This window comes from Actinokineospora spheciospongiae (genome assembly GCF_000564855.1).
Lineage (GTDB): Bacteria > Actinomycetota > Actinomycetes > Mycobacteriales > Pseudonocardiaceae > Actinokineospora > Actinokineospora spheciospongiae.
Window position 1 is genome coordinate 21,803 of the sequence record NZ_AYXG01000131.1, and the last position, 24,757, is coordinate 46,559.

The 24,757-nt window shown below is 75.1% G+C and carries 16 protein-coding genes; 11 read left to right on the plus strand and 5 right to left on the minus strand.

Annotated elements, in window-relative coordinates:
* Positions 1–3 precede the first annotated feature (3 nt).
* The 6 genes from UO65_RS17785 (at position 4) to UO65_RS33420 (ending at position 11,274) form a co-directional block, all read left to right on the plus strand.
* Positions 4–4,965, plus strand: a complete 4,962-nt coding sequence (locus tag UO65_RS17785; RefSeq protein WP_152552138.1) for a type I polyketide synthase — start codon at positions 4–6, stop codon at positions 4,963–4,965.
* Entirely contained in the window at positions 4,962–6,344 is a 1,383-nt protein-coding gene (locus UO65_RS17790) for a phenylacetate--CoA ligase family protein (RefSeq protein WP_035283975.1), read from the plus strand. Before UO65_RS17785 ends, UO65_RS17790 begins: the two co-directional genes overlap by 4 nt.
* Complete coding sequence (locus UO65_RS17795; protein ID WP_063935963.1) at positions 6,341–7,795, plus strand: acyl-CoA reductase; 1,455 nt, start codon at positions 6,341–6,343, stop codon at positions 7,793–7,795. The genes UO65_RS17790 and UO65_RS17795 overlap by 4 nt, the downstream gene beginning before the upstream one ends.
* Positions 7,792–8,970 (plus strand): cytochrome P450, encoded by a 1,179-nt coding sequence (locus UO65_RS17800; RefSeq protein ID WP_035283978.1) that lies wholly within the window; start codon positions 7,792–7,794, stop codon positions 8,968–8,970. Before UO65_RS17795 ends, UO65_RS17800 begins: the two co-directional genes overlap by 4 nt.
* A gap of 118 nt (positions 8,971–9,088) precedes the next feature.
* Positions 9,089–10,093 carry a hypothetical protein gene (locus tag UO65_RS33415; protein WP_052021300.1) on the plus strand — a complete coding sequence of 335 codons (1,005 nt, stop codon included), beginning with the start codon at positions 9,089–9,091 and terminating at the stop codon, positions 10,091–10,093.
* Positions 10,084–11,274: a hypothetical protein gene (locus UO65_RS33420; protein ID WP_052021301.1), complete on the plus strand. Its 1,191-nt coding sequence runs from the start codon at positions 10,084–10,086 to the stop codon at positions 11,272–11,274. The genes UO65_RS33415 and UO65_RS33420 overlap by 10 nt, the downstream gene beginning before the upstream one ends.
* Before the next feature lie 30 nt (positions 11,275–11,304).
* On the opposite strand, the gene UO65_RS17810 is transcribed toward UO65_RS33420, so the two are convergent.
* Entirely contained in the window at positions 11,305–12,036 is a 732-nt protein-coding gene (locus UO65_RS17810) for an SDR family oxidoreductase (protein WP_035284041.1), read from the minus strand.
* 101 nt (positions 12,037–12,137) lie between these two features.
* On the opposite strand from UO65_RS17810, the gene UO65_RS17815 reads away from it, so the two are divergent.
* The gene (locus UO65_RS17815; protein ID WP_035283980.1) at positions 12,138–12,971 is read left to right on the plus strand and encodes a helix-turn-helix transcriptional regulator; all 834 of its coding nucleotides are present in this window, start codon (positions 12,138–12,140) and stop codon (positions 12,969–12,971) included.
* 2 nt (positions 12,972–12,973) lie between these two features.
* Here the strand turns inward: UO65_RS17815 and UO65_RS17820 are convergent, their stop codons facing one another.
* The 3 genes from UO65_RS17820 to UO65_RS17830 form a co-directional block, all read right to left on the minus strand.
* Entirely contained in the window at positions 12,974–14,095 is a 1,122-nt protein-coding gene (locus tag UO65_RS17820) for an RAD23 family protein (protein WP_152552139.1), read from the minus strand.
* A 91-nt stretch (positions 14,096–14,186) separates the two neighbouring features.
* Positions 14,187–14,906 (minus strand): class I SAM-dependent methyltransferase, encoded by a 720-nt coding sequence (locus UO65_RS17825; protein WP_035283988.1) that lies wholly within the window; start codon positions 14,904–14,906, stop codon positions 14,187–14,189.
* A 24-nt stretch (positions 14,907–14,930) separates the two neighbouring features.
* Positions 14,931–16,379 carry an MFS transporter gene (locus UO65_RS17830; protein ID WP_035283991.1) on the minus strand — a complete coding sequence of 483 codons (1,449 nt, stop codon included), beginning with the start codon at positions 16,377–16,379 and terminating at the stop codon, positions 14,931–14,933.
* 85 nt (positions 16,380–16,464) lie between these two features.
* On the opposite strand from UO65_RS17830, the gene UO65_RS17835 reads away from it, so the two are divergent.
* The 3 genes from UO65_RS17835 to UO65_RS17845 all read left to right on the plus strand — a co-directional run bounded on the left by UO65_RS17835 (position 16,465) and on the right by UO65_RS17845 (position 21,001).
* Positions 16,465–17,409 carry an Lrp/AsnC family transcriptional regulator gene (locus UO65_RS17835; RefSeq protein ID WP_035283993.1) on the plus strand — a complete coding sequence of 315 codons (945 nt, stop codon included), beginning with the start codon at positions 16,465–16,467 and terminating at the stop codon, positions 17,407–17,409.
* A gap of 66 nt (positions 17,410–17,475) precedes the next feature.
* Positions 17,476–19,197 carry an ABC transporter transmembrane domain-containing protein gene (locus tag UO65_RS17840; protein WP_035283996.1) on the plus strand — a complete coding sequence of 574 codons (1,722 nt, stop codon included), beginning with the start codon at positions 17,476–17,478 and terminating at the stop codon, positions 19,195–19,197.
* Positions 19,198–19,273: 76 nt separating this feature from the next.
* Positions 19,274–21,001, plus strand: coding sequence for an ABC transporter ATP-binding protein (locus tag UO65_RS17845; RefSeq protein ID WP_035283998.1), 1,728 nt, complete (start codon positions 19,274–19,276; stop codon positions 20,999–21,001).
* A gap of 161 nt (positions 21,002–21,162) precedes the next feature.
* Here the strand turns inward: UO65_RS17845 and UO65_RS17850 are convergent, their stop codons facing one another.
* The gene (locus tag UO65_RS17850; protein WP_035284001.1) at positions 21,163–21,795 is read right to left on the minus strand and encodes a hypothetical protein; all 633 of its coding nucleotides are present in this window, start codon (positions 21,793–21,795) and stop codon (positions 21,163–21,165) included.
* 167 nt (positions 21,796–21,962) lie between these two features.
* Between UO65_RS17850 and UO65_RS17855 the strand changes: the two genes are divergently transcribed.
* Positions 21,963–24,716 (plus strand): AfsR/SARP family transcriptional regulator, encoded by a 2,754-nt coding sequence (locus UO65_RS17855; protein WP_035284004.1) that lies wholly within the window; start codon positions 21,963–21,965, stop codon positions 24,714–24,716.
* Positions 24,717–24,757 lie beyond the last annotated feature (41 nt).

Consider the following 24,757-nt stretch of genomic DNA (forward strand, 5'->3'; position numbering starts at 1 on the left):
GGAATGGCAGTGGGGTTGGACGAGCCGGTCGCGGTCATCGGGATGTCGTGCCGGTGCGCCGGGGGAATTGATTCACCAGCCGCTTTGTGGGATTTTCTCATGACCGGCTCGAATGCTGTCGGGAGCATTCCGGACAATCGGTGGAAATCGTATGCCGAACGCGGTTGGGAGTTCGCACGCGCCATTCGCGGGCGCGTTTCCCAGGGGTCGTTCCTGGCCGATGTGTCCGGTTTCGACGCGGAGTTCTTCGGGATGACCGCACGCGAGGCGCGACTGGTCGACCCGCAACACCGGCTCGCCATGGAACTGGCCTGGGAAGCGCTCGAACACGCGGGCGTCCCGGCCCGCTCACTGGCGGGCACCGACACCGGGGTGTGGGTCGGCATCGGCTCGGAGGACTACGGGCGCAGGCTGCTGGAGGACCTGCCGACCGTCGAACCATGGACGGGGATCGGTTCCTCGCAGTGCGGTGCGCCCAACCGCGTCTCGTACGCGCTCGACCTGCGCGGCCCCAGTGTCGCGGTGGACACCGCCTGTTCCTCGTCCCTGGTCGCCGTGCACCAGGCGGTGCAGGCGCTGCGGCTCGGTGAGGTCCCGTTGGCGCTGGCGGGCGGGGTGATGGTCATGTCGGCCCCCGGGCTGTCGGTGGTGCTCGACCGGGCCGGGGCCACCGCGCCGGACGGGCGGTCCAAGCCGTTCGACGCAGCCGCCGACGGCTACGGCCGGGGCGAGGGCGGCGCGCTGCTGGTGCTCAAGCGGCTCTCCGACGCCCGGCGCGACGGCGACCGGGTGTTGGCGGTCCTGCGCGGCGGGGCCGTGCGCCAGGACGGGCGCACCGACGGGATCATGGCGCCCAGCGGGCCCGCCCAGGAACACCTGCTGCGCGCGGCCTACGCGGCGTCCGGGGTGGACCCGGCCTCGGTCGGCTACGTCGAGGCCCACGGCACCGGGACCCGCGCGGGCGACCCGGTCGAGGCCGGGGCGCTGGCCGCCGTCCTCGGCGCGGGCAGGCAGGCCGAGCAGCCGTGCCTGATCGGTTCGGTCAAGGGCAACGTCGGGCACCTGGAGGCGGGCGCGGGCGCGGTCGGCCTGGTCAAGGCCGTCCTCGCGGTGGCGTCCGGCACGATCCCGCCGACCGCGTCCACCGCCGGTCCGCACCCGGGCATCCCCTGGGAGCGCAACGGGCTGCGCCTGGTGACCGAGCCGACCCCCTTCCCCGGCGAGGTCCGCCGGGCCGGGGTCGCGGGCTACGGCTACGGCGGCACCATCGCCCACCTCGTCGTCGAGCAGGCCCCGCCCACCGCCCCCGTGCCGCGACCGCACTCCCGCCCCGTCCTCTTCCCCGTCTCCGGTGATTCACCGGAAGCGTTACGGGACAACGGTTCCCGGCTCGCCGACTGGTTGCGGTCGCACCCGGAGGCGGACCTGGCCGCCGTGTCGGACACGTTGGCGACCCGCCGTTCGCACCTGGCCTGCCGCGCGGTCGTCGTCGCGGAGGACCGGGACGACCTGGTCGCCGGGCTGGGCGACCTGCGCGGGTCGACGGTCACCCGCACCGAGGTCGACCCGGTGTTCGTGTTCTCCGGCCACGGTGCCCAGTGGGCCGGGATGGGCCGGGAACTGCTCGCGGAGGAACCGGTGTTCGCCCGCGCCATCGACGAGCTGGACCCGGTGTACGCGGCGGAGCTGGGGCTCAGCGCCCGCGACATCATCACCGGTGCCCACCCGCTGGGCACCGACCTGGTCCAGGCGGCCATCGTGGCGATCCAGCTCGCGCTGACCGACGTCTGGCGCGACCGGGGTGTCCGGCCCGCCGCCGTCGTCGGACACTCGGTGGGCGAGATCGCCGCCGCCGCGGCGGCCGGGGTGCTCAGCCGCGCCGACGCCGCCCGGCTGGCCTGCCGACGGGCGGTGCTGCTGCGGCAGGTGGCCGGACGCGGCGCGATGGTCATGGTGGCGCTGCCCTTCGCCGAGGTGGCCGCGCGCCTCGACGGGGACCCGCACGTCACCGCGGCCATCGAGTCCTCTCCGGGCACCACGGTTGTCTCCGGGTCACCGGGCGCCGTCGAGCGGGTGAGTGCGCGCTTCGCCGCGCTGGGCGCGCCGGTGCGCCGCGTGGACTCCGACGTCGCCTTCCACGGCCCGCAGATGCGCCCGCTGTGCGCCGGGCTGGCCGAGGCGGCCGCGTCGCTCGCCGCGGCGCAGCCTGCGGTCCCGCTCTACAGCACCGCGCTGCCGGACCCGCGCGACCCGGCCGACCGCGACGCCGGGTACTGGGTGGCGAACCTGCGCAACCCGGTGCGCTTCGCGGGCGCGGTGACCGCCGCCGTGGCCGACGGGCACCGGGTCTTCCTGGAGGTGTCCACCCACCCCGTGGTCGCGCACTCCATCGGCGAGACCGCCCCGGAGGTCGCCGTCGCGCACACGCTGCGCCGCCACCGGCCCGAGCGGCGCACCCTGCTGGAGAACGCCGCCGCGCTGCACGCCGCGGGCGGGCGGGTCGACTGGACCGCCCTGGTCCCGCGCGCCGGGCTGGCCGACCTGCCCACCACCGCCTGGCAGCGGCGCGAGCACTGGGCCGGGGAGCGGCCCAGGCCCGCGGGCGGGCGCGGGCACGACCCGGCCGAGCAGAGCCTGCTCGGCGCGGACGCCATCACCGTGCGCGGACCGGTGCCGGTGACGGTGTGGCACACCCGGCTCGACCACGACTCCCGCCCCTACCCCGGGGACCACCCGGTCGCGGGCAGCGAGATCGTGCCCGCCGCCGTCCTGCTCAACACGTTCCTGCGGGCCGCCGGGACCACGGCGCTGCGCGACGTGCGGCTGCGCGTCCCGGTGGCCACCTCCCCGGCCAGGGAGGTGCAGGTCAGCGCCCAGGACGGCGCGCTGCGGCTGTCCTCGCGGGTGGACGGCGACTGGCTGACCCACACCACCGCCACCGCCGGGACGGCCGGGCCGCCGGCCCGGGCGGCGGCGCGGCTGGTCGGCACGCGCATCCCGTCGACGTCGGTGGTGACCCGACTCGCCCGGCTCGGGGTGCTGTCGATGGGGCTGGAGTGGACGGTGACCGAGCTGCGCCGGGGCCACCGCCTGCTCAGCGCCCGGGTCGAGGTGCCGGGCACCTGGGCCGAACTGCTCGACGCGGTCCTGTCGACGGCGTCGGTGGCGTTCCCCGGACCGGCTCGGCTGCGGATGCCCGCGGCCGTCGACCGCCTGTCGCTGGCGCAGGAGGCCCCGACCGACGCGGTGTTCAGCGTGCGCGTGCGGACCGGGGACACCGTCGACGTGGACATCGCGTCCGCGTCCGGCGTGCCCGCCGGGATGCTGCGGGGGCTGCGGTTCGGCACGCCGGACGCGGACGGGGCCTCGGCGGCGGGTCTGCTGCACGAGCTGACCTGGCAGCCGGTGACCGCGCCGGAGCACGAGCCCGGCGCGACCGCGGCCGTCCTCGGCGACGCCCCGGACCTGGTGGCCGCCCTGGGTTCGCGGCTGGTGCCCGCCGACCGGGCCGAGGTGCTGGTGTTCGCCCCGGAGCAGACCGGGGACGACACGGCCGCCGCGGTGTCGGACCTGGTGTGGCGGCTGCGCGAGGTGGTGCTCGCCCACCCCGGGCGGCGGGTGGTGTGCGTGACCCGGGGCGTGCGCACGGCGCGGGCGCGGGAGGGCCTGGCGCAGACCGCGCTGTGGGGCATGGCCCGTGGGCTCGCCGCGGAGTACCCGGAGCAGTGGGGCGGGGTCCTCGACCTGGTCGCCGACCCCACCGCCGAGGACCTGGCCGCGGTGGCGCGGCTGGTGGGCTCGGGCGTCGACGAGGACGTCGTGGCGGTCGCGGGCGGCCGGGCGACGGCGGCCCGGCTGCGCGCGGCCGTGCCCGGCAGGCTCGACGGCGGCCCGCGGTGCAGGCCGGACGGCACGTACCTGGTCACCGGCGGGTCCGGGGCGCTGGGCGGCCGGGTGGCCCGGTGGCTGGTGGAGCGCGGGGCGCGCAGGCTGCTGCTGCTCAGCCGCTCCGGCCGGGTGGGCCGGGGGCTGCGCGCCGACCTGGAGGCCGCGGGCGCGACCGTGCGCGGGCTCGCCGCCGACGTCGCCGACGAAACCGCGACCAGGGCCGCGCTGGCCGAGGTCGGGTTCCCGCCCGTGCGCGGCGTCGTGCACGCCGCCGGGGCGGTGCTGTCCGGGGCCGCGGCCGACCTGACCCGCGCCGAGCTGGACGCCGTGCTCGCCCCCAAGGTGGCCGGGTCGCTGGTGCTGCACCGGGTGTTCCCGCCGGGCACCCTGGACTTCCTGGTGCTGTTCTCCTCCGCCGGGCAACTGCTGCGGCTGCCGGGGCAGGCCGCGTACTCGGCGGCCAACGCCTTCCTCGACGGGCTGGCCCGGCACCGGCGCTCGCTCGGCGACCGCGACGCGGTCGCCCTGGCCTGGACGAGCTGGCGCGGGCTGGGCATGGCCGCGTCGGCGGCCGCGGTGGACGCCGAGCTGGCCGCGCGCGGCACCGACGCCGTCAGCGCCGAGGAGGCGCTGCGCGCCTGGTCCAGGGTGGACAGCGGCATGGCGGGCAACCTCGCGGTGCTGCGGGTGCTGCCCGAGGACCCCGGCGGCCCCGACCCGCTCGACGTCCCGCTGCTGCGCGGGCTCGTCGAGCGCGGACCGGCGCGGCGGGCCCCCGTGCCCTGGGTGTCGCTGACCGGGCAGGCCAGGGTCGACTTCCTGGTGGCCGAGGTCCGCGCCGCCGCCGCCGAGGTGCTGGGGGCCGCGCCCGACCGGGTCGACCCGCGCAGGCCGCTGCCCGAGCTGGGCCTGGACTCGCTGCTGGCGGTGGCGCTGCGCCGGGAACTGGGCGCGCGCCTCGGGGTCACCGTCGCCGCGACCCTGCTCTGGCACCACCCCACCGTCACCGCCATCGCCCACCACCTCGCCCGGGACGCCTCCGCCCCGCGGCCCGAGCCGGAGAGGAAGACCGCATGACCGGCGAACACGACCCGCTCACCTTCGCGGGCAACCCCGTGGAGTACTTCAACGGCTCCCGACTGGCCATGCACACGCTGCCCCGGGGGGAACTCGAACGCCTGCAACTGGAGGCGGCGCGCCTGCGCTTCGCCGCGCTGCGCGACCGGGTCCCGGTGCTGACGACCATGGCCGAGGAGCAGGGCATCACCGAACTGCGCGGGCTCGACGACGCCGCGCCGCTGCTGTTCCCGCACACCGTCTACAAGTCCTACCCCGCCTCCCTGCTGACCGACAACCGGTTCGACCGGCTCACCCGGTGGCTGGCCCGGCTGACCACGGTCGACCTGTCCGAAGTGGACGCTCGTGGCCTGGGTTCGATCGACGCCTGGCTCGATCTGGTCGACGAGCGGACCCCGCTGCGGCTGGCGCACTCCTCCGGCACCACCGGCACCATGTCGTTCCTGCCGCACACCGCCGTGCAGTACGACCGCCTCTACGAGATGGTCCGGCTCGACGTGACCCCGGACGCCGACGTGGACGTGGTGTGGCCCAGCTTCCGCACCGGGCGCAGCGGCATCGCCAGGCACGCCACCGCCATGGGGCAGCAGCTCGGCGGGAGCCCCGACCGGTTCCACACCCTGCACGACGGGCACCTCAGCGCCGACGTGATGCACCTGGCCGGGCGCCTGCGCGCCGCCGCGGCCCGGGGTGAGCTGGACCGGGTCCGGGTACCGGCGAACCTGGCCGAGCGCCGGGCGGAGTTCGAGGACGCGCTCGACGCCACCGGCCGCGGCATGGGCGAGTTCGTGCAGCGGCTCGCCGACACCCTCGGCGGGCGGCGGATCGCCTCGCTGAGCACCTGGGACGTCTTCCACGGCATGGCCGAGGCCGGGTCGGGCCGGGGCCTGCGGGGGGTGTTCGCCCCCGATTCGGTGCTGCTGCCCGGCGGCGGGTCCAAGGCGGGGGCGCTGCCCGAGGACTGGGACCGCGGCGTCATGGCCTTCGCGGGCGTCGACCGGCTGGCCTACGTCTACGCGATGGTCGAGGTGATCGCGCTCAACATGCTCTGCCAGGACAACGCCTACCACGTGGAGCCGTGGCTGGTGCTGTACCTGCTCGACCCCGACACCGGGCGGGTCCTGCCCCGGCGGGGCACGGTCACCGGCCGCGCCGCGTTCCTCGACCTGTCCGCCGACCTGTTCTGGGGCGGGTTCGTCTCCGGGGACAGGGTCACCGCCACCTGGGAGCCGTGCCCGTGCGGGCGCACCACCCCCCGGCTGCACCACGGCACCGTCGGCCGCTTCGGCGGGGCGGGCGGGGACGACAAGATCACCTGCGCGGCGACGGCGAGCGCGCTCACCGAGACGCTGGAGTTCCTGAACGGGGCACTGGTGTGAGCGCCGTCTTCGTGCCCGCGGTCGTGCGCGGGCGGGTGCACGAGGCCGACCCGGTCGAGTTCCCGGCGGGGTTCCACGGCCCGGACCCGGTCGGCCTGCTGCCGGTGCTGCCGCTGCGCGACCCGGTGGCGCTGTCGGACCTGCAATCGGTCCCGTTCGCCGAGGTCGTGGACCTGCTCGCGGAGCTGGGCGGACAGCTCGCGCTGTCGCGCAACGATTTCCTGCAGGAGGCGCTGTCCCTGCTGCCGGAGTTCTCCGACCTCACCGCCGACGTGCTGCGCTCGACCTACCTGCAACTGCCGGGCCTGTTCGCCCCGGAAGCGGTGTGGGCGCTGGCCGAGCGGGCGATCGGCGCGGAGTTCCTCGACGGCTGGGTGTCCTCCGGCGGCGCGGCCGTGCGGGCGTTCGGGGCGCGGGCGGTGCACGTCATCGCGGGCAACAACCCGATCATCGCGGCCATCACCGTGGTCCGCAGCGCCGTCACCCGCGGCGACGCGATCATCAAGGCACCCGCGAACGACCCGGTGACCGCGCCCGCCATCCTCCGCACCCTCGTCGAGCTGGCACCGGAGCACCCGCTGACCCGGCACCTGTCGGTGCTGTACTGGAAGGGCGGCGACACCGGGTTCGAGCGCGGCCTCTACCACCCGGCGCAGGTCGAGAAGGTGGTGGCGTGGGGCGGGTTCGGCTCGGTCCAGCACGTGACCCAGTACCTGCGGCCGGGGCTGGAGCTGATCGCCCTGGACCCGAAGCTCTCGGCCACCGTGATCGGTCCCGAGGCGTTCGCCTCCGAGGCGGCGCTGCGCGAGACGGCCAGGCTGGCCGCCGCCGACGTCGGCGTGCTCAACCAGGAGGGCTGCTTCAACGCCAGGGTCATCTACGCCGCCACCGGCACCGACGAGGCCGGGCTGGCCACCGCGCTGCGTTGGGGCGCGATGCTGCACGAGGAGGTGCAGCGGCTGCCCGCCGCGCTGAGCACCCCCGCCCGCCGGTTCGACCCCGAGCTGCGGGAGAACCTGCGCGGCCTCGCCGCCGCCCCGGACTGGTACCGGGTCGTCGGCGGCCGGGGCGGCGAGGGCGCGGTGGTGGTGTCGCTGTCGGCGGAGCCGGTCGACTTCCGCGACGCGCTGTCGGGGCGGGTGGCCAACGTCGTCCCGATCGACGACCCGGCCGAGGCGGTGCGCGCGATGAACAGCTACACCCAGACCGTCGGCGTCTACCCGGACTCGCTCAAGCGGGTCCTGCGCGACACCGCGCCGCTCTACGGCGTGCAGCGGCTGGTGTCGCTCGGCTACGCCACCCACTTCCGCCCCGAGGTCCCCCAGGACGGGATGGAGCCGACCCGCCGCATGATCAAGTGGATCACCGACGAGAGCTACGACCCGGCGTCGACGCACCCGTTCGCGCACCTGGCGCCGGACGCGCCCGCCTGGGCCGGGGAGGTCCGATGAGCTGCCCGGTCGACCGCCTCACCGCCGACTTCGACCACCACGACCCCGAGTTCACCCCCGACCTGGCCCTGCGGGTGCACCGCGCGGTGCGGGAACGGGGCAGGGTGGCGCACTCGTCGGCGCACGGCGGGATGTGGGTCCTGTCCCACCACGCCGACGTCGACGCCGCCCTGCGCGACCACGAGACCTTCGCCTCCGGCCACGGCGTGTTCTTCCCCAGGGCGGCGGGCACACCCCGGTTCGCCCCGCTGGAGTACGACCCGCCGGAGCAGACCCGCTACCGCGCGCTGATGCGCCCGCCGTTCACCCCGGCGCGGGCCAAGGAGTCCGCGGCGGCGATCACCGGGCTGGTGGCGGAGCTGGTGCGCCCCGTCGTCGAACGCGGCCACGGCGACCTGGTCGCCGAACTCGCCACCCCGCTGCCGCTGGCCGTGGTGGGCGCGGCGGTCGGCTTCTCCCCCGAGGCCCGCGCCCGCATCCGCGAACTGACCAGCAACACGTGGAAGGGCATGCCCAGGGACGCCGACTCCGGCGGCTTCTGGCCCCCGTTCGCCGAACTGTTCCGCACCGAGATCCGCCGCGCCCGCGAAAACCCCGGCGACGACCACCTCTCCACCCTGGTCCGCACCCGCGTCGACGGGGAACTGCTCACCGAGGACGACCTGCACGTCATGCTGGTCGCCTACGCGATCGCGGGCCACGAGACCACCATGAACACCATCGGCCACCTGTGCTGGGTCCTCGCCCGCCGCCCCGACCTGCAAGACCTGCTGCGCGAACACCCCGACCTGCGACCACGCGCGGTCGAGGAGACCCTGCGGCTGTGGGCCCCGGTCGACCACGGCACCCGGTTCACCACCCGCGAGGTGGAGGTGGGCGGCACCACCATCCCCGCGGGCGCCCGCGTGGTCCTGCTGACCGGCGCCGCCAACCGCGACCCGGCGGTCTTCGACGACCCGGACGAGTTCCGCCTCGACCGCCCGCACAACCGGCACCTGACCTTCGGCCAGGGCGTGCACTTCTGCCTCGGCGCCCACCACGCCAGGACCGAGTTCCTCGCCGTCCTCGACGAACTGGCCCGGCACGGCAACTACCGGCTCACCGCCGAACCGACCCGCTACTTCGAGAACGGCAGGCACATCTGCGTCGACCGCCTCCCGGTGGAGTTCGACTGAGGGGCGTACGAGCGCACTGGCCCACGGGGCTGGGCGGACCCGATAGCCTCGGGCGTCGTCAGCAGAACCGCACTCCGGCGCCCGGGAGAGACCGATCGACAGTCAGCGAGCAGGGTGGGTGAAGGCCCTCACCGGGAGCGCCGTGACCGCCGCCCTGGGCATCGTCATCAACGTCGCGACCGACCTCAAGAGCAGCGTCTGGGCGTGGCTCGCGGTCGTGGTCCTGGTGGTCGCGGGGGCGGCGGTCGGGTTCGGGGCGGAGAAGCGCACGAGGTCGCGCGGGGCCGTGGGGGCGCAGGAGGCGTCCGTGCCGGGGGCGGTGAGCCAGGCGAACCACGGCGAGCAGGGCGTGCAGGTGAACGTGGGCGGCTCCAGTGACCGGATCACGGTCAAGTCGCGTTCCGGCACCGCGGGGCTGACCGTCGGTGTGCTGGTCATCGTGGCGACGCTCGCCGGGATGGTGGCGGGGGCGTGGTTGTTGCAGCGGTCCGGGCCCGCCACGGCGGATTCGGCGACCGGTGGCGGGGCGCCGCACTGGGCCGTGTCGATGGGCCCGGACCGGTGCGAGACCGGGTGGGTGGTGCCCGACCGGGGTCAGAAGTCGATCCCGGTGCCTCGGGAGGGGCCGCCGGACGGGGCCGCGCTCAGCTCGGGTGGGCACGTCGAGGTCACGTTCCAGGGGGCCAGCGACACGGCGACCGTGCTGCACTCGATCTCGGTGGAGGTCGTGTCCCGGTCCGCGCCGCTGACCGGGATCTACCTGCCGGGCACGTGCGGCAGCGACGTCACACCGCACCACTACGCCACCGACCTGGGCTCGCCGCGACCCGAGGTCGTCCCGGTGGCGGGTGAGCAGGGCGGCCGGGTCGTCCCAGCCCAGGAGTTCAGCTTCAAGGTGGCGAAGGACGACGTGGAGAAGGTCGTCGTCGTGCCCACCGCGTCGAGCGGGTACGTGGAGTGGTACCTGCACGTGCGGTGGACTTCCGGCGGCAGCCGGGGTGACCTGCGGATCGACGACGGCGGCAAGCCGTTCCGGACGACCGCCGCCACGGCGGCGCGGAAGTGGTGCACGGAGGACTCCATCACCTGGGCCGAACCGGACGGGAGCCCGGCGTGCGCCTGATCCGCCTGCCGGTGGTCGTCCTGGCGATCGCCCTGGCCGCCGCCTGCGGGACCGGCGCCGCGCCGCCCCCGCCGACCGCACCCGCCGCACCGGCTCCCCGCTGGGTCGCCGCCTCCCCCGGGGTCCCGCCGGACCGGCTCACCAGCCTGCAGGGCGGCGCCGGGTGGGACCGGGGGTTCGTCCTGGCCGGGCACCACCTCGTCCCGGCCGCGCCGAACAGCCGGGGCCAGGTGAACGACCTGGTCAGCGACGTCTTCACCTCCCCGGACGGCGGGACGTGGTCCCCGGTGGTGCTGGACGGCGTCCGGCAGCTCGGGCACCGGACTCCGGTCGCCGGGTACCGGAACACCGTCCACGTCCTGGGCGCCACCACGAGCGGGGCAGCGGTCTGGCGGTCCGAGGACGGCGTTTCGTGGTCCGCGCACCCCTTGGCGGGGAGCGAGCCGGGCGAAGCGCTCTCGGCGGTGGCCGCCGGACCGCGCGGCGTGGTCGTGGTCGGGTTCGACCGCCCCATGGCCGTCCTGGACAGCGACCGCGTCGACAACCGCGACCACAACGGCCTCCGCGTCTGGCACTCGACCGACGGGAAGACCTTCTCCGGGCCGGATGCGGTCGACACCCCCGACCTGCGTTCCGGGTACCTGCCGGACGTGACCGCCACCGCCGACGGGTTCACGATCTTCGGCGTCACCGGGGATTCCTCCGGCGACACCACCGTGTTGTCCTCGACCGACGGGACCGGGTGGACCGCGGACGACCCCGGCCCCCTGCGCGGCAGGGTGCTGTCCCTGACCCGCAAGGACGACCTCACGGTCCTGTTCACCGACCCGACCACAACCGGCGACCCCAGGCCCACGGCGTGGCGCCGCGGAACCGGCGACTGGACCGCCTCCCACGACGTGACCGTGGGAGTGCTGCCCGACGCCAACGTCGACGAACCCGAAGCGCAACACGTCCGCCAGGTGGCCACCTGGCGGGGCTGGCTCATCGCGACCGGCTCCTCCGGCGACGGCGGTGGGGTGTGGCTGTCCTCGGACGCCGCCCGCTGGGAACGGGTGCCGGTCAAGCAGAACGGCTTCGACGCCGCGGGCAGCCTCAGCGTCTTCACCAACGACTCCACCGCCCTCGTCGCGGGCGACGCGGTGGACGGCGGTCCGCTGAGGATCTGGACGACCGCCTGACCGGGGGCTCACCGCGGCGGGCGCGACCGGTCAGGGGCGCTGGGCGGTGGGGCGGACGATGATCTCGTTGACGTCGACACCGGCCGGTTCGCCGACGGCGTAGGCGATGGCCCTGGCGATCGTGTCGGCGGGCAGGGTGTTCCTGCGGTAGGTGCGCATCGCCTCCCGGGCGGTGGGGTCGGTGATGTGGTCGGCGAGTTCGCTCTCCACGACCCCGGGCGAGACGGTGGTGACCCGGATGGACGGGTCGAGTTCCTGGCGCAGCCCCTCGGTGATGGCCCACGCGGCGAACTTCGTCGCGGAGTAGACCGCCGACGTCGGGACGACCTCGTGGGCGCCGATCGAGGCGACCGTGACGAAGTGGCCGCCGCCCTGGGCTTGGAAGTGCGGGAGCGCGGCGGCGATGCCGTGCAGGAGGCCCTTCACGTTGACCTCGACCATGCGGTCCCACTGCTCGACCAGCAGCGCGTCCATCCGCGACAGCGGCATCACGCCCGCGTTGTTCACGATCACGTCGAGCCTGCCGTGGTCGGCCGCGACCGCGTCGACGGCGGCCCGGACGGCGGCGGCGTCGGTCACGTCGAGGGCGCGGGTCGAGGCGGAGCCGCCCGAGGCGGTGATCGCGTCGGCCAGCCCGGCGAGCAGGTCGGTGCGGCGGGCGGCGAGGACGACGTGGTGCCCGGCCCCGGCGAGGGCCGTGGCGGTGGCGGCGCCGATGCCGCTGCTGGCACCGGTGATGAGGACGACCTTGTTCGTGTTCATGCCGTCGACCTTGCCGACCCGGCCCACCCCGGAGAAGGCCGCCGCGAACCTGGGAGCACCGCACCCACCCTCGCCCGCCCGCGCCGACCTACCCTGGTGCCATGAGCGCCCTCGGTGACCACCTCCGCGCCCGGCGTTCCGCCACCACCCCCGCCGGGGCGGGCCTGCCCGACACCGGCCGCAGGCGCGTTCCCGGGTTGCGCCGGGAAGAGGTGGCGATGCTCGCGGGCATGAGCGTTGACTACTACACCCGCTTGGAGCAGGGCCGCGAGACCAGCCCGTCCGGCCAGGTCCTCGACGGCCTGTGCGCGGCGCTGCGCTTGGACGAGGACGGGCGGCAGCACCTGTACCGCCTCGCCGGGCTCAGCCCGCGCGGCGACGGCTCCGGCGGTTCCGAGCGCGTCGACCCGGCGCTGGCCCAGCTCCTGGACGCCTGGCCGCACCACCCCGCCCTGGTCCTGGGCCGCGCGTACGACGTGCTGGTGGCCAACCGCCTCGGCGAGGCCCTGTTCTCCGGCTTCCCGGTGACCCGCAACCTGGTGGAGAAGGTCTTCCTCGACCCGGGCTCCCGCTCGTTCTACGCCGACTGGGACGCGGTCGCGGCGAACACCGTCGCGGGTTTCCGGCTGCTCGAAGGCGCCGCGCCGCAACACCCGCGCGTCCGCGCCGTGGTCGACGACCTGCTCGGCCGCAGCCCGGAGTTCGCCCGGATGTGGGCGCAGAACCGGGCCAGGGGCAAGCGGATCGAGACCAAGCGGCTGGTCCACCCCGAGGTCGGAGCCCTCACCCTGCGGATGCTGAGTTTCGACGTGCGCTCCGCGCCGGGGCAGGAACTGATCGTCTACCAGGCCGAACCGGGGTCGCCGAGCGCCGACGCGCTGGCCCTGCTCGGCAGCATCGCCGCGACCACCGCCGACCGGGACGGCCGCCGGTAGCGTCAGGCGGTGAACTCCAGCAGGGCGGTGGCGCCGGTGACGGTGGTCAGCTTGGTGGGGGTGCCGCCGGTCGCGGGGACCGTGTAGAGGTAGGTGGAAGTGCCCTCCCCCGCGAGGAAGGCGACCGACTTGCCGTCGGAGGAGGCCGTGACGTCCCAGATCGTCAGCTTGTCGTTGGCCAGGACGGTGGTCACCGTCGCGGTCTGCCCGGACAGCTTCACCGCGTAGATCTGCATGTCGTCGGTCAGCAGCACGGTGTTGTCGTCGAGGAAGCCGTGCAGTTCGGGTCTGCCGGTGAACTCGGCGGTGATCGGGACGCCGCTGGTGGCCTGGCGCAGGGAGTCGCGTTCGGCGGTGGGGACGACCACGACCTGGTCGGTGCCCGCCACCGCCGCGCTGATCAGCCCGGCGACCAGGGTGCCGGACCGGTTGTAGACCACGCCCGATCCCTTGTCCTCCAGGAGGGGCGCGGCCGTGGGCACCAGGACCGCCTTGTCCGACGCGGTGCTGGTCTCCGCCTTCTGGCCGGTGCCGTCGGCGGCGACGGACCTCAACTCGTCGTCGGCGTCGCGGAAGAACACCCGGTCGGTGGCGGGGTGGAACATCGGGTCGTGGTCGAGCTGCTTGGTGAAGTCGCCGGACACCGGTGTGGTCAGCGGGGTGAACTCCAGCTCCGGGGACAGCCAGCCGATGGTGGAGTTCTCCCCCTCGGTGTCGGTGGCGAGCGCGGCGGTGTAGTCCTCGTTGAAGGCCGACCGCAGCAGGTGCCCGTCCGCCCGGCTGGCCTGGGTGGTGAAGATCCCGAAGTCCAGGCAGGTCAGCGCGGGTGCGGCGCCCGGCGAACCGACGGGGAGCCAGGGGAACTCGGTGGTGCCGGTGGAGGTCCCGTCCGGCCCGAACCCGCTGACCCGGACCCCCGCCCCCGAGGGCACGTCGCAGTTGACCAGCACGACCCCCGGCCGCACCCCGACCGCGGGCGCGGCGCTCTGCGTGGTCTCCGGGGTGGCGGAGGCCTCGGTGGTCGGCGCGGGTGTCGACGACGGCGGCGCGGCGCTGTTCGCACCACACGCGGTGAGCCCTCCGACCACGACGAACACGGCGGTGGGCAACAGGACTCGACGCATGCGGTGGCAACCCCTCGACCGGTGGACCTTCCGCCTGGGGTCGCCGGGTGGGCACCACCCGTTACCCCGCTCGCCCAGAACGTGGGATCGCTCAGGCGGTCTTCTGCGCCAGGAACAGGTACTCCCGGCCGGGTCGGTCCGGCGCGTCCCGCACGTCCCGGACGGTGAAGCCGTTGGCGGACAGGCTTTCCTCGACCTCCGGCCGGTCGCGGAACCTGAGGGTGCAGTCGGACCGGAGGGCCGAGCCGTCGGAGGCGAAGGTGTAGGTGGTCTGGAAGGACACGAGGGGCAACGCCACCTCCACCACCTCCATCCGCTCCTCGACCGACCCGACCCCGGGGACGTCCACGACGCGGCGACCGTTCCACCCCTCCCACGCCCGGCGTTGCGGCCGCCGCGTCTCGAACGCCAGGTGGCCGCCCGTGCGCAGGGCGCCGAGGGCGCCGCGCAGCGTGGCCGCCCAGGCGTCGTCGGTGAGAAAGACCTGGGCGGTGTTACCGGTCATGGTGGCCAGGTCGGCCGCCAGTGGCGGGAGGGTGGTGGCGTCGCCGTGCAGCCAGGTGATCGGTCCTGGGGCGGGTTTCGCCCGTGCCACGCGCAGGGACGCCTCGGCGGGGTCGACGGCGGTGACCCGGCGGCCGGTGGCGGCCAGCAGGAGGGGGAGGGCGCCCGTGCCGCAACCGAGGTCGAGGACGTGGTGGGCCTCGACCTCGGTGGCGATGCGGAGGTAGGCGTGCAGGTCGTCGCGCTCGCCGTTGACCGCGTCGTAGACCTGGGCCAGTCGGGGGTGGGTGAAAGCTGTGTCCGGCATGGGGACCACCGTGCCGGACCGGGCTCAGGTCCGCACCGGAGTTGATCGCTCGGCCGGGCGCCGGGTCGAGCGGACCAGCCACAGCACCAGCAGGCCGCCGACCAACCCGGCGACCGCCGCCGCGGTGTGGCCGTGGCGCAGGCCCGCCGCGACCGCCTCGCGCACCGCGTCAGTCCTGGGTGCCTGCCCCGCCACGACCGCACCGGCCAGGTCGGGGTCGCCGACGTGGTCGACGACGGTCTGCTTGAACACCAGTCCCAGCACCGCCACCCCCAGCGCGTACCCGAGCTGCCGGGCCGTGTTGAGGGTGCCCGCGACCATCCCGCCCTGCTGCGGCGGCGCGGCGGACATGGCGGCGGCGGTCAGGGTGGGGATGGCCAGGCCGACGCCGACGCCCACCACGGCCAGGCCGGGCAGCAGGACCAGCGCGCCGGAGTCGGCCCCGACCGTCGCCTGGAGGGCCGAGCCCAGGCCGACGAGCACCATCCCGCCGCCGACGGTCCACCGAGGCGGCACCGCTTGAAGTGCGCGCCCGGCCAACGCGGACACCAGGAACGAGCACACGGCCAGCGGCAGCAGCGCCACCCCCGCCTCGATCGGCGACAGCCCGAGGACGCCCTGGAGCCAGACCGAGGTGAAGGCGAGCATGGCGAACGCGGCGGCCATCAGCAGCAGGCCCGCGGCGATGGTGGCGCTGAACGACCTCGACCGGAACAGCCCCAGGTCCAGCAGCGGGTGGCGCACCCGGCGCTCGATCCCCAGGAACACCACCAGCGCCACGGCGGCCAGGGCGAGGAGCAGCAGCGGGCGCGGCGCGGTCCAGCCGTCCTCGCCCACCCGGATCAGCGCGTAGGTGAGGGCACCGGCGAAGACCGCGAACGCCAGCGCGCCCGGCACGTCGACCCGCACGCCGCGGCGGCGGGTCTCGGTGGTGACGAGCAGGGTCAGGGCGATGGTCAGCACGGACACCGGCAGGTTCACCAGGAAGATCCACCGCCAGCCCGCGTGCTCGGTGAGCAGGCCGCCGACCAGCGGGCCCAGCGCCGACCCGGCGCCGTTGACCGCGCCCCAGGCGCCGAAGGCCACGCCCCGGTCGCGGCCGGTGTAGGTGGCGTTGAGCATGGCCGTGGTGGTGGCAAACATCAGCGCGCCGCCGATCCCCTGCAGGCCCCGGGCGGTGATCAGCACGCCCACCGTGGGGGCCAGGCCGCAGGCCAGGGAGCCGAGGGCGAACAGGGCGAGGCCGACCACGTAGGCCCGGCGCCTGCCGACGATGTCGCCGAGCGACCCGGCGCCGAGCAGCAGCGCGGCCAGGGCCAGGGCGTAGACGTCGAGCACCCATTGCAGGCTGCTGAAGGAGGCGTGCAGGTCGGCGGCCATGTCGGGCAGCGCGACCGTCACGATCGTGACGTCGAGGAGGAGCATGAACGACCCGAGGCAGATCGCGACCAGGGGCCACCAACGAGAGCGCATGGGGACAAGGATCGCGGCTGTGCGGGGAAAACCAGGTGTCGGCGGGCGTACGGTGGGAGAATCCGACACCAGACGGGGATTTGAGATGGATGTCGACGAGCTGGATCAGCGCGTCCTGCACGCGCTCACCGTGGACGGACGCGCGTCGTTCGCCCGCGTCGGCGAGGTGCTCGGGGTGTCGGACCGGACGGTGGCGCGCCGGTACGCGCGGATGCGGGAGTCCGGTGTGGTCCGGCTCACCGGGGTGATCAACGCGGTGCGGCTCGGCGGCGCGCAGTGGGTCGTCCGGGTGCACTGCCAGCCGGGCGCCGCGGTGGAGGTCGCGCTCGCCCTGGCCCGCCGCGACGACACCCGGTGGGTGCACCTGCTCTCCGGGGGCACCGAGATCAGCGCCAGCGTGCAGTCCTGGTCGGCCGAGGAGCGCGACGAGCTGCTGCTGCGCAAGCTGCCGCACACCGCCCCGATCACCTCGGTGACCGCGCACGGCATCCTGCACGTCTTCGGCGGCGGCCCGGAGGTCTTCGCCACCGTCCTCACCGACGCCGAGGTCGACGCGCTGCGCCCCGACCTGCCCCCGGTGGCGACCGACCTGACCGACGCCGACCGCCCGCTGCTGCGCGAACTCGCCCGCGACGGCCGCGCCCCCTACGGGCTGCTGGCCAGGGCCACCGGCTGGTCGGAGTCGACGGCGGCGCGCCGGGTGGAGGCGCTGCGCGGGGCCGGGCTGCTGTCGTTCGACGTGGACGTGGCCACCGCCCGGTTCGGCTACCACGCCGCCGCCCAGCTCCGGGCCACCGTCGCGCCGTCGCACCTGGCCGAGACCGGCGCCGAGATCGCCACCCACCCGGAGGTCGCGTTCTGCGCGGCCACCACCGGTCCGACCAACCTGATGGTCTCCGTGGTGTGCCGGGACAACCGGGACCTGTTCGGCTACCTGACCCGGCGCATCGGCGCGCTGCCCACGGTCGGCGCCGTGGAGACGAGCCCGGTCATCCGCACCCTCAAGCGCGGGGGCGCGTTCGAGCCCTGACGCTCCTCTGTGGACAGAGCATCCGGCGCGGTGATCGACTCCCGGTCCGCCGCGTAGGCTGGGGACATGCCGGGGGAGCACACACCGCCGACGGCGGGGGACATCAGCGGGCCGGGGCGGTTCCTGTGGTGGCTGGTGCGGTCGCAGCAGGGGCGGATCGCGGTGGCGATGGCGCTGAGCAGCGCGTGGATGGTCAGCCTCGCCGTGCCGCCGTACGTCCTCTCGCGGGCCGTCGACGACGGGCTGGCGCCCCGGGACATGGGTGCGCTGGTGGGTTGGGCGGCGGTGTTGCTGGGGGTGGGGCTGCTCAGCGCTGTGCTGGCGGTCCACCGGCACCGGACGATGACCCGGGTCCGGATGGACGCGTCGTTCCGGGTGGTGCGGGCGACGGTGCGCCAGTGCGCCCGGCTGGGGGCCACGCTGCCGCGGCGGGTGGGGGCCGGGGAGGTGGTGGCGATCGGGGTCGCGGACGTCACGGTGGTCGCCCAGTCGCTGACCGTCGCCGGGCCGGGGTTCGGGGCGGTCGTGGCCTACGCCGCGATCGCGGTGGTGATGTTCGGCATCTCGCCGCTGCTGGCGCTGGTGGTGCTGGGCGGGGTTCCGCTGCTGGCGCTGGTCATCGGGCCGCTGCTGCGGCGGATCGAGCGCACCGGGGCGGGCTACCGGGAACTGCAGGGCCAGTTGACCGGCCGGTTGGTGGACGTGCTGGGCGGGTTGCGGGTGCTCAACGGGCTCGGCGGGAAGCAGTCGCACGCCGACCGGTACGACGAGCGGTCGCGGCGGCTGACCGAGTCGGGGTACCGGGTCGGTGGTCCGGCGAGTTGGGTGGGCGCGCTGGCGAACGGGCTGCCCGCGCTGTTCTTGGCGGTGGTGGTGTGGCTGGCCGCGCGGATGGCGGCGCGGGGCGTGATCTCCATCGGCGACCTGGTCGCGGTCTACGGGTACGTGGCGGTGCTGGTCGTGCCGGTGGCGTTCTTCATCGAGGGCAGCGGGGACCTGGCCAGGGCCGTGGTCGCCGCGCGGCGCGTCATCCGGTTGCTGGCCCTGGAGCCCGACCACCGCGACACCTCGGGCGCGGTCGAGCCGCCCGGGGGCTGCGGTCCCCTGGTCGACCCGGCGTCCGGGGTGGTGCTGCGGGCGGGGCGGATGACCGCCCTGGTCAGCGCCCGCCCGGCGGAGGCGGTCGCGGTGGTGGAGCGGCTGGGCCGGTTCACCGACACGGACGCCACCTGGTCCGGGACCCGGATCGACGCGCTCGCACCGGACCGCCTGCGGAAACGGCTGCTGGTGGCCGACAACGACGCCGACTTCTTCGCCGGGACGATCCGCGAGGCGGTCGCGGGCCGGTGCGAGCCCGACGACGCGCGGGTGCGCGCGGCGGTGCGCGCGGCGGTGGCCGACGACGTCGTGGACGCCCTGCCCGCCGGGTTGGACGCCGAGGTGACCCCCGGGGCGGGCACCCTGTCCGGTGGCCAACGGCAACGGCTGCGCCTGGCCAGGGCGGTCTACGCCGAACCGGACGTGCTGCTGGCGGTGGAACCGACCTCCGCCGTCGACGCCCACACCGAGGCGGTGATGGCCACCCGGCTGCGGGCGGCGCGACACGGCCGCACCACCCTGGTCACGACGACGTCGCCCCTGGTCCTCGCCCAGGCCGACGAGGTGGTCTTCCTCACCGACGGCCACGCCACCGCGACCGGCACCCACGACGAGTTGATGCGCGAGCACCCCGCCTACCGTGACCTGGTGACCCGGCAGGCGGGCCTGCTCGGGGACGGGGACGCGTGACGCCGCCCGGCGCGCTGCCGCGCCGCACCAGCCACCCGGTGTCGCGGCGGGCGGTCCTGGCCGGGGGTGGGGGCGCATGACGCTGCCCATCGCGGGTGGGGCCCGGGTGCGGGCGGCGGTGTGGGGCGAGATCGTCGCCGACCGCCGGACCGTCGTCGGCGTGCTGGTCCTGAACAGCCTGGCGGCGGCGGCCGGGCTGGTGGGGCCGTGGTTGCTGGGGCGGATCGTCGACGCGGTGCGGTCGGGTTCCGACGTGCTCGCGACCGTGGACCGGCTCGCCCTGGTCATCCTGGTGTTCACCGTGGCGCAGACGCTGCTGTCGCGGGCCGCCCTGTCGCTGGGCCACCGGTTCGGCGAGCGGACCGCCGGGCGCATCCGCGAGCGGTTCCTGGCGCGCACGCTGGACCTGCCCGCCTCGGCCGTGGAGCGGGTGTCGACCGGCGACCTGATCGCCCGGGGCAGCACGGACTCCGCCACCGTCGCCTCGGTGCTGCGGCAGGCGTTGCCGGAAGTCCTCGTCGCCCTGGTGTACGCGGTGTTCCTGATCGCGGCGGTGCTGGTGCTCGACCCGCTGCTGGGCGCCTGCGGGCTGCTGAGCCTGGTCGGCATCGGCGGCGCCCTGAACTGGTACCTGCGGCGCGCGCGGACCGCCTACCTGGCCGAGGCCGCCACCGGCGCCCGACTGGCCGACGTGGTGGCGAGCACCGCCGAGGGGGCGCGCACCATCGAGGCGCTGGGCCTGCAGCGGCGGCGGGAACAGGCGGCGGAGGCCGCGATCGCAGACGCGCGGCGGGCGCGGTCGCACACGCTGCGGCTGCGCAGCGTCCTGTTCCCGACGTTCGACGTGTCCCACCGGCTGCCGCTGGTCGCCGTGCTGCTGGTCGGCGGCGCCCTGCACATCGGGGGCGCGGCCAGCCTGGGCACGGTCGTCGCGGCCACGGTGTACCTGCGCCAGCTCGGGTCACCCCTGGACACGCTGATGGTCTGGGTCGAACAGCTCCAGGGCGCGGTGGCCTCCTTCGCCAGGGTCGAGGGCTTGGCGGAAATCCCCCGCGCCGCCCGCGGTGACACCCGGACCCCGGCCGACGACCGGATCGAGGTCCGCGCCGTCCACTACGCCTACGACGGCGAACGCGACGTCCTCACCGACGTGGACTTCTCGGTGAACCCGGGTGAACGGCTCGCCGTCGTCGGCGCCTCCGGGGCAGGCAAGTCCACTTTGGGCAGACTGCTGGCCGGAGTGGACAGACCGCGTTCCGGCTCGGTCACCGTCGGCGGCGTCCCGATCGTCGACCTGCCCCCGGACGCGCTGCGCGAACAGGTGGTCCTGGTCACCCAGGACCACCACGTGTTCCGCGAATCGGTGCGGGACAACCTGCTGATCGTCAAACCCGACGCCCACGACGACGACCTGCGCGCCGCCCTCGATGCGGTGGGCGCCACCTGGCTCACCGACCTCCCGGACGACCTCGACACGGTGATCGGCACCGACACCCACCTCGACGGCGCCCAGGCCCAACAGCTCTCCCTGGCCCGCGTGGTCCTCGCCGACCCGCACACCCTCGTCCTGGACGAGGCCACAGCCCTGCTCGACCCCACCACCGCCCGCACCACCGAACGCTCCCTGGCGGCGGTCCTGCGCGGTCGCACCGTCATCGCGATCGCCCACCGCCTGCAAACCGCCCACGACGCCGACCGCGTCGCGGTCATGGACGCGGGCAGGCTCATCGAAATCGGCACCCACGACGAACTGGTCGCCGCGGGCGGCGCCTACGGCGCCCTGTGGCGCTCCTGGCACGGCTGAGCGGGTGCCGCGCCCAACCCGAGGGCGGTCGAGAGGACCGGGCGGATCATCCTGTCGCGGAAGGAGGCACGGCCGGTGGGAGAACAGCAGCCGCGGCGGGCGGGGCGTGGATCTGCTTCAGGGAACGGACCGCACCCGCGCGCGGGTGCGGCCCGTCCTGATCAGACGTACGAAGAGTAGGTGGCGTTGCCATTGCTGAAGACGTTGATCTGGGTGTACGGGTAGCTCCAGCCGGGACAGCCGTAGGTGGCCAGGCAGTGGTGGACCTGGCGCTGCATGACCGAGCTGGTGACGGTGCCGCCCGGCGGGTTGGCGAAGTTCTGCAGGTAGGCGCCGAAGTTCGCGGTGCCGTCGTTGTAGTCGACGATGTCGTAGCGGTTCTTCCAGGCCCTGACGACGTTGTAGTTGTAGTACCACTCGACGTACTGGCGGTAGCTGTAGACCGTGAAGCCCAGGGTCGAGTAGTAGTTCACCCGGACGTACGCCCAGTTGTACTCGTCCTGCGCGGTCTGCGTGCCCAGCTCACCCGTGGGTCGGTTGCCGGACCCCCGCTCGAACTGCACGGTGGTCTTCGCCGGGTCGACGACCCGCTTGGCGACCTCGGGCACCCGGGCCAGCAGCGCCCGGTCGGCGTCGGTGGCCCGCTCGTGCCACACCCGGTCGATGGCCGCGGACAACTGGGCCGTGCTCGGTTCGGCGGTCGCCGAGGCAGGGGCGGCGAGCGCGATCACCCCCAGCGCGACGGCCACCAGCGTGGTGATCAGGCGGCGCGAGCCGCTTCTGCGTGGTTTCATGAGTCTTCCTCCGCTCTCGCCCCGGCGCCCTCGCTGCCGGGCCGTCGACGACCGTCGCAACCGGCGGTGGTCAACCACTGGACGCTCTCTGGACGCGGTGGCGAGGACGACCGGCCCGCGCACCCGGTGTGGTAGACACCGGGGGGACCTCGCGGAGCGGAGGCGCAGTGCGCGTTCAGGTGCTGGGGGCGGTGCGGGCGTGGTCCGGTACCGATGAGGTGAACATCGGATCACCCGGCAGACGGGCCCTGCTGACGTTGCTGGCCCTGGCCGACGGGCACCCGCTGGGGATGAACGGGCTGATCGAGGCGCTGTGGGGTGAGCGGTCCCCGCGCAGCGCGGTGAACGTGGTGCACACCCACGTCAAGCACCTGCGCCGGGTGCTCGAACCCGCACGGCGACCGGGCTCCCCCGCGCGGGTTCTGGTGCGCTGCGGCGACGGGTACGCCCTGCGACTGCCCGACGAAGCCCTTGACCTGGCGCAGTTCCGGCGGTTGGCCGCCTCCGGCGCGGCGCTGTGCCGGGCAGGGGAGCACCGCGCCGCGACCGCCCGGTTGACCAGCGCGCTGGAGCTCTGGGCCGGTCCACCCGGTGGCGGGCTCGCCGCGCTGGCGGGCAACCCCGCCGTGACGGCGGCGGTTCGCGAGTGGTTGTCAGCGGTGCTGGCGCACGGTGAGGCCGCGCTCGCGGCGGGGGAACCGGCGGTCGCCGTGCCGCTGCTGTCGCGGGCCACCGCCGAGGCCCCGTTGGACGAGTCGTTGCACGCGCTGCTCATCCGCGCCCACCACGCCACGGGTGACCGCTCGGCGGCGGCCGCGGCCTTCCACCGGGTGCGCAAGGACCTGGCGGCGGAACTGGGACTCGACCCCGGTCCGAAACTGACCGCCGCGTACAGCGAAGTCCTCGCCAGCAGGCCCGCGGCCGCGGCCAGGGTTGTTGCCGTGGTGCCAAAGCAGTTGCCACCCGCCTGCGGGTCCTTCGTCCTCCGGGACGAAGTGCTCGCGGAGCTGGACGCGGTGGTGGCCGACGGCGACCGCGGGGTGCCGGTCGCGGTGGTGGACGGGACGGCGGGCGTGGGCAAGACGACGGTGGTGGTGCACTGGGCGCACGGGGTCGCGGACCGCTTCCCGGACGGGCAGCTGTTCGTGGACCTGCGCGGGTTCGGGCCGGGGGCGCCGCTGGACCCCACCGACGTGCTGGCCGGGTTCACCGAGGTGCTGGGGGTTCCCGCCGGGGCCTCGTCGGACCTGGCTGCCCGCACGGGGTTGTTCCGCAGCCTGCTGGCGGGCAAGCGGGTCCTGGTGGTGCTGGACAACGCCCGCGACGCCGACCAGGTGCGCCCGCTGCTGCCCGGGACGGCGGGCTGCGCCGCGGTGGTGACCAGCCGATCCCGGCTGCCCGGTCTGCTGGTGGGCGGGGCGCGGGCAGTCGCGGTGGACCTGCTCGCCCCGGCGGAGGCGCGCGAGATGCTCGCCGGGCGGCTGGGCAGCACCCGCGTGGCCGCCGAACCCGAGGCCGCGGAACGGGTGATCGCCGCGTGCGCGGGGCTGCCGCTGGCGCTGGCGGTGGCCGCGGCGCGGGCGACGACCACACCGCTGGTCGACGTGGTCGCGGACCTGGACGAGGCGGGCAGCCTCGACGCCCTCGCGACCGGCGAACCCCACTCGGACATCCGCGTGGCCTTCGAGACCAGCCACCGGGCGGTCGCGGAGCCCGCGGCCGGTCTGCTCGACCTGCTCGGCGTGCACCCGCTCCCGGAACTCCCCCTCGCGGCGGCCACCGCACTGGCGGGCACACCCACGACCGCGACCCGCCGCTGCCTGCGCACCCTCGCCGACGCCAGGCTCGTGGACGACCGCGGCCACGGGCGGTTCCGGCTGCACGACCTGCTGCACGACTACGCCCGCGAGCGGGCAGCCGAACTTCCCGCCCGGGCGGCCGCCGCGGCCCTGGACCGGCTGTTGGACCACTACCTGCACTCGACCCGCGCCGCGGCGCGCACGTTCTCCCCGTACACCGACACCCGGGAGGTGCCCGCCCCCGCGCCCGGGTCGGAACCGCTGGACTTCACCGACCGCGCCGCGGCCACCGCCTGGTTCGCCGTGGAGCAGGAGGCGCTGGTGGCGCTGGTCGGCACCGCGGAAGCGGCGGGTCGCGACCGGCACGTGTGCGAACTGGCCGTCGCCCAGCGCTTCTGGCTCGACCGCCGCGGCAGGTGGGAGTGCATGCGCGCCCTGGGCGAGGTCGCGCTGGCGGCGGCGGACCGGCTGGGCGACCCGTGGCTGCGCGGTCGCTGCCACCGCGAGCTGGTGACCGCGCACATGCGGTTGGCGCGCTGGGCGGACGGCGAGCACCACCTCGCCGCGGCGCTGCGGCTGCTCGAGGAGGCGGCCGACCCGGTCGCCTACGGGCAGACCCTGGTCAACGGCGCGCAGATGCGCCGCAAGCAGGGGCGCGTCGAGGAGGCCCTGCACGACGCCAGGACCGGCCTGGGTCTGTTGGTCGAGGCCGGGCACAACGGGCAAGCCCTGGCGCTGAGCCTGGTCGGCAGCCTGCTGTCGCAGACCGGGGCGCACGTCGAGGCGCTGGCCGCCCACGAGCGGGCCCTGCACCTGCAGCGGCAGCTCGGATACCGCTTCGGCGAGGCGGACACGCTGCTGGCGATGGGCACCGTCCGCCACAACACCGGCGACAACGAGGGGGCCAGGGCGTGCCACCGGCGCGCGGTCGAGCTGTTCGGCGAAGCGGGCGACCAGTTCTGCGTCGCCGACAGCCTGCTGCGCCTGGGCGACGACGAGCACGCCTTGGGCCACACCGCCGACGCCCGGGCGAACTGGGAGCAGAGCCTGAGCATCCTCACCGGGCTGCGCAACCCGTTGGCGGACACCGCTCGCCTGCGGTTGTCCGAGACCAGCGGCTGACCCCGGACGAGCGGCGGGGCCCGCCCGCGCACGGCGGGCGG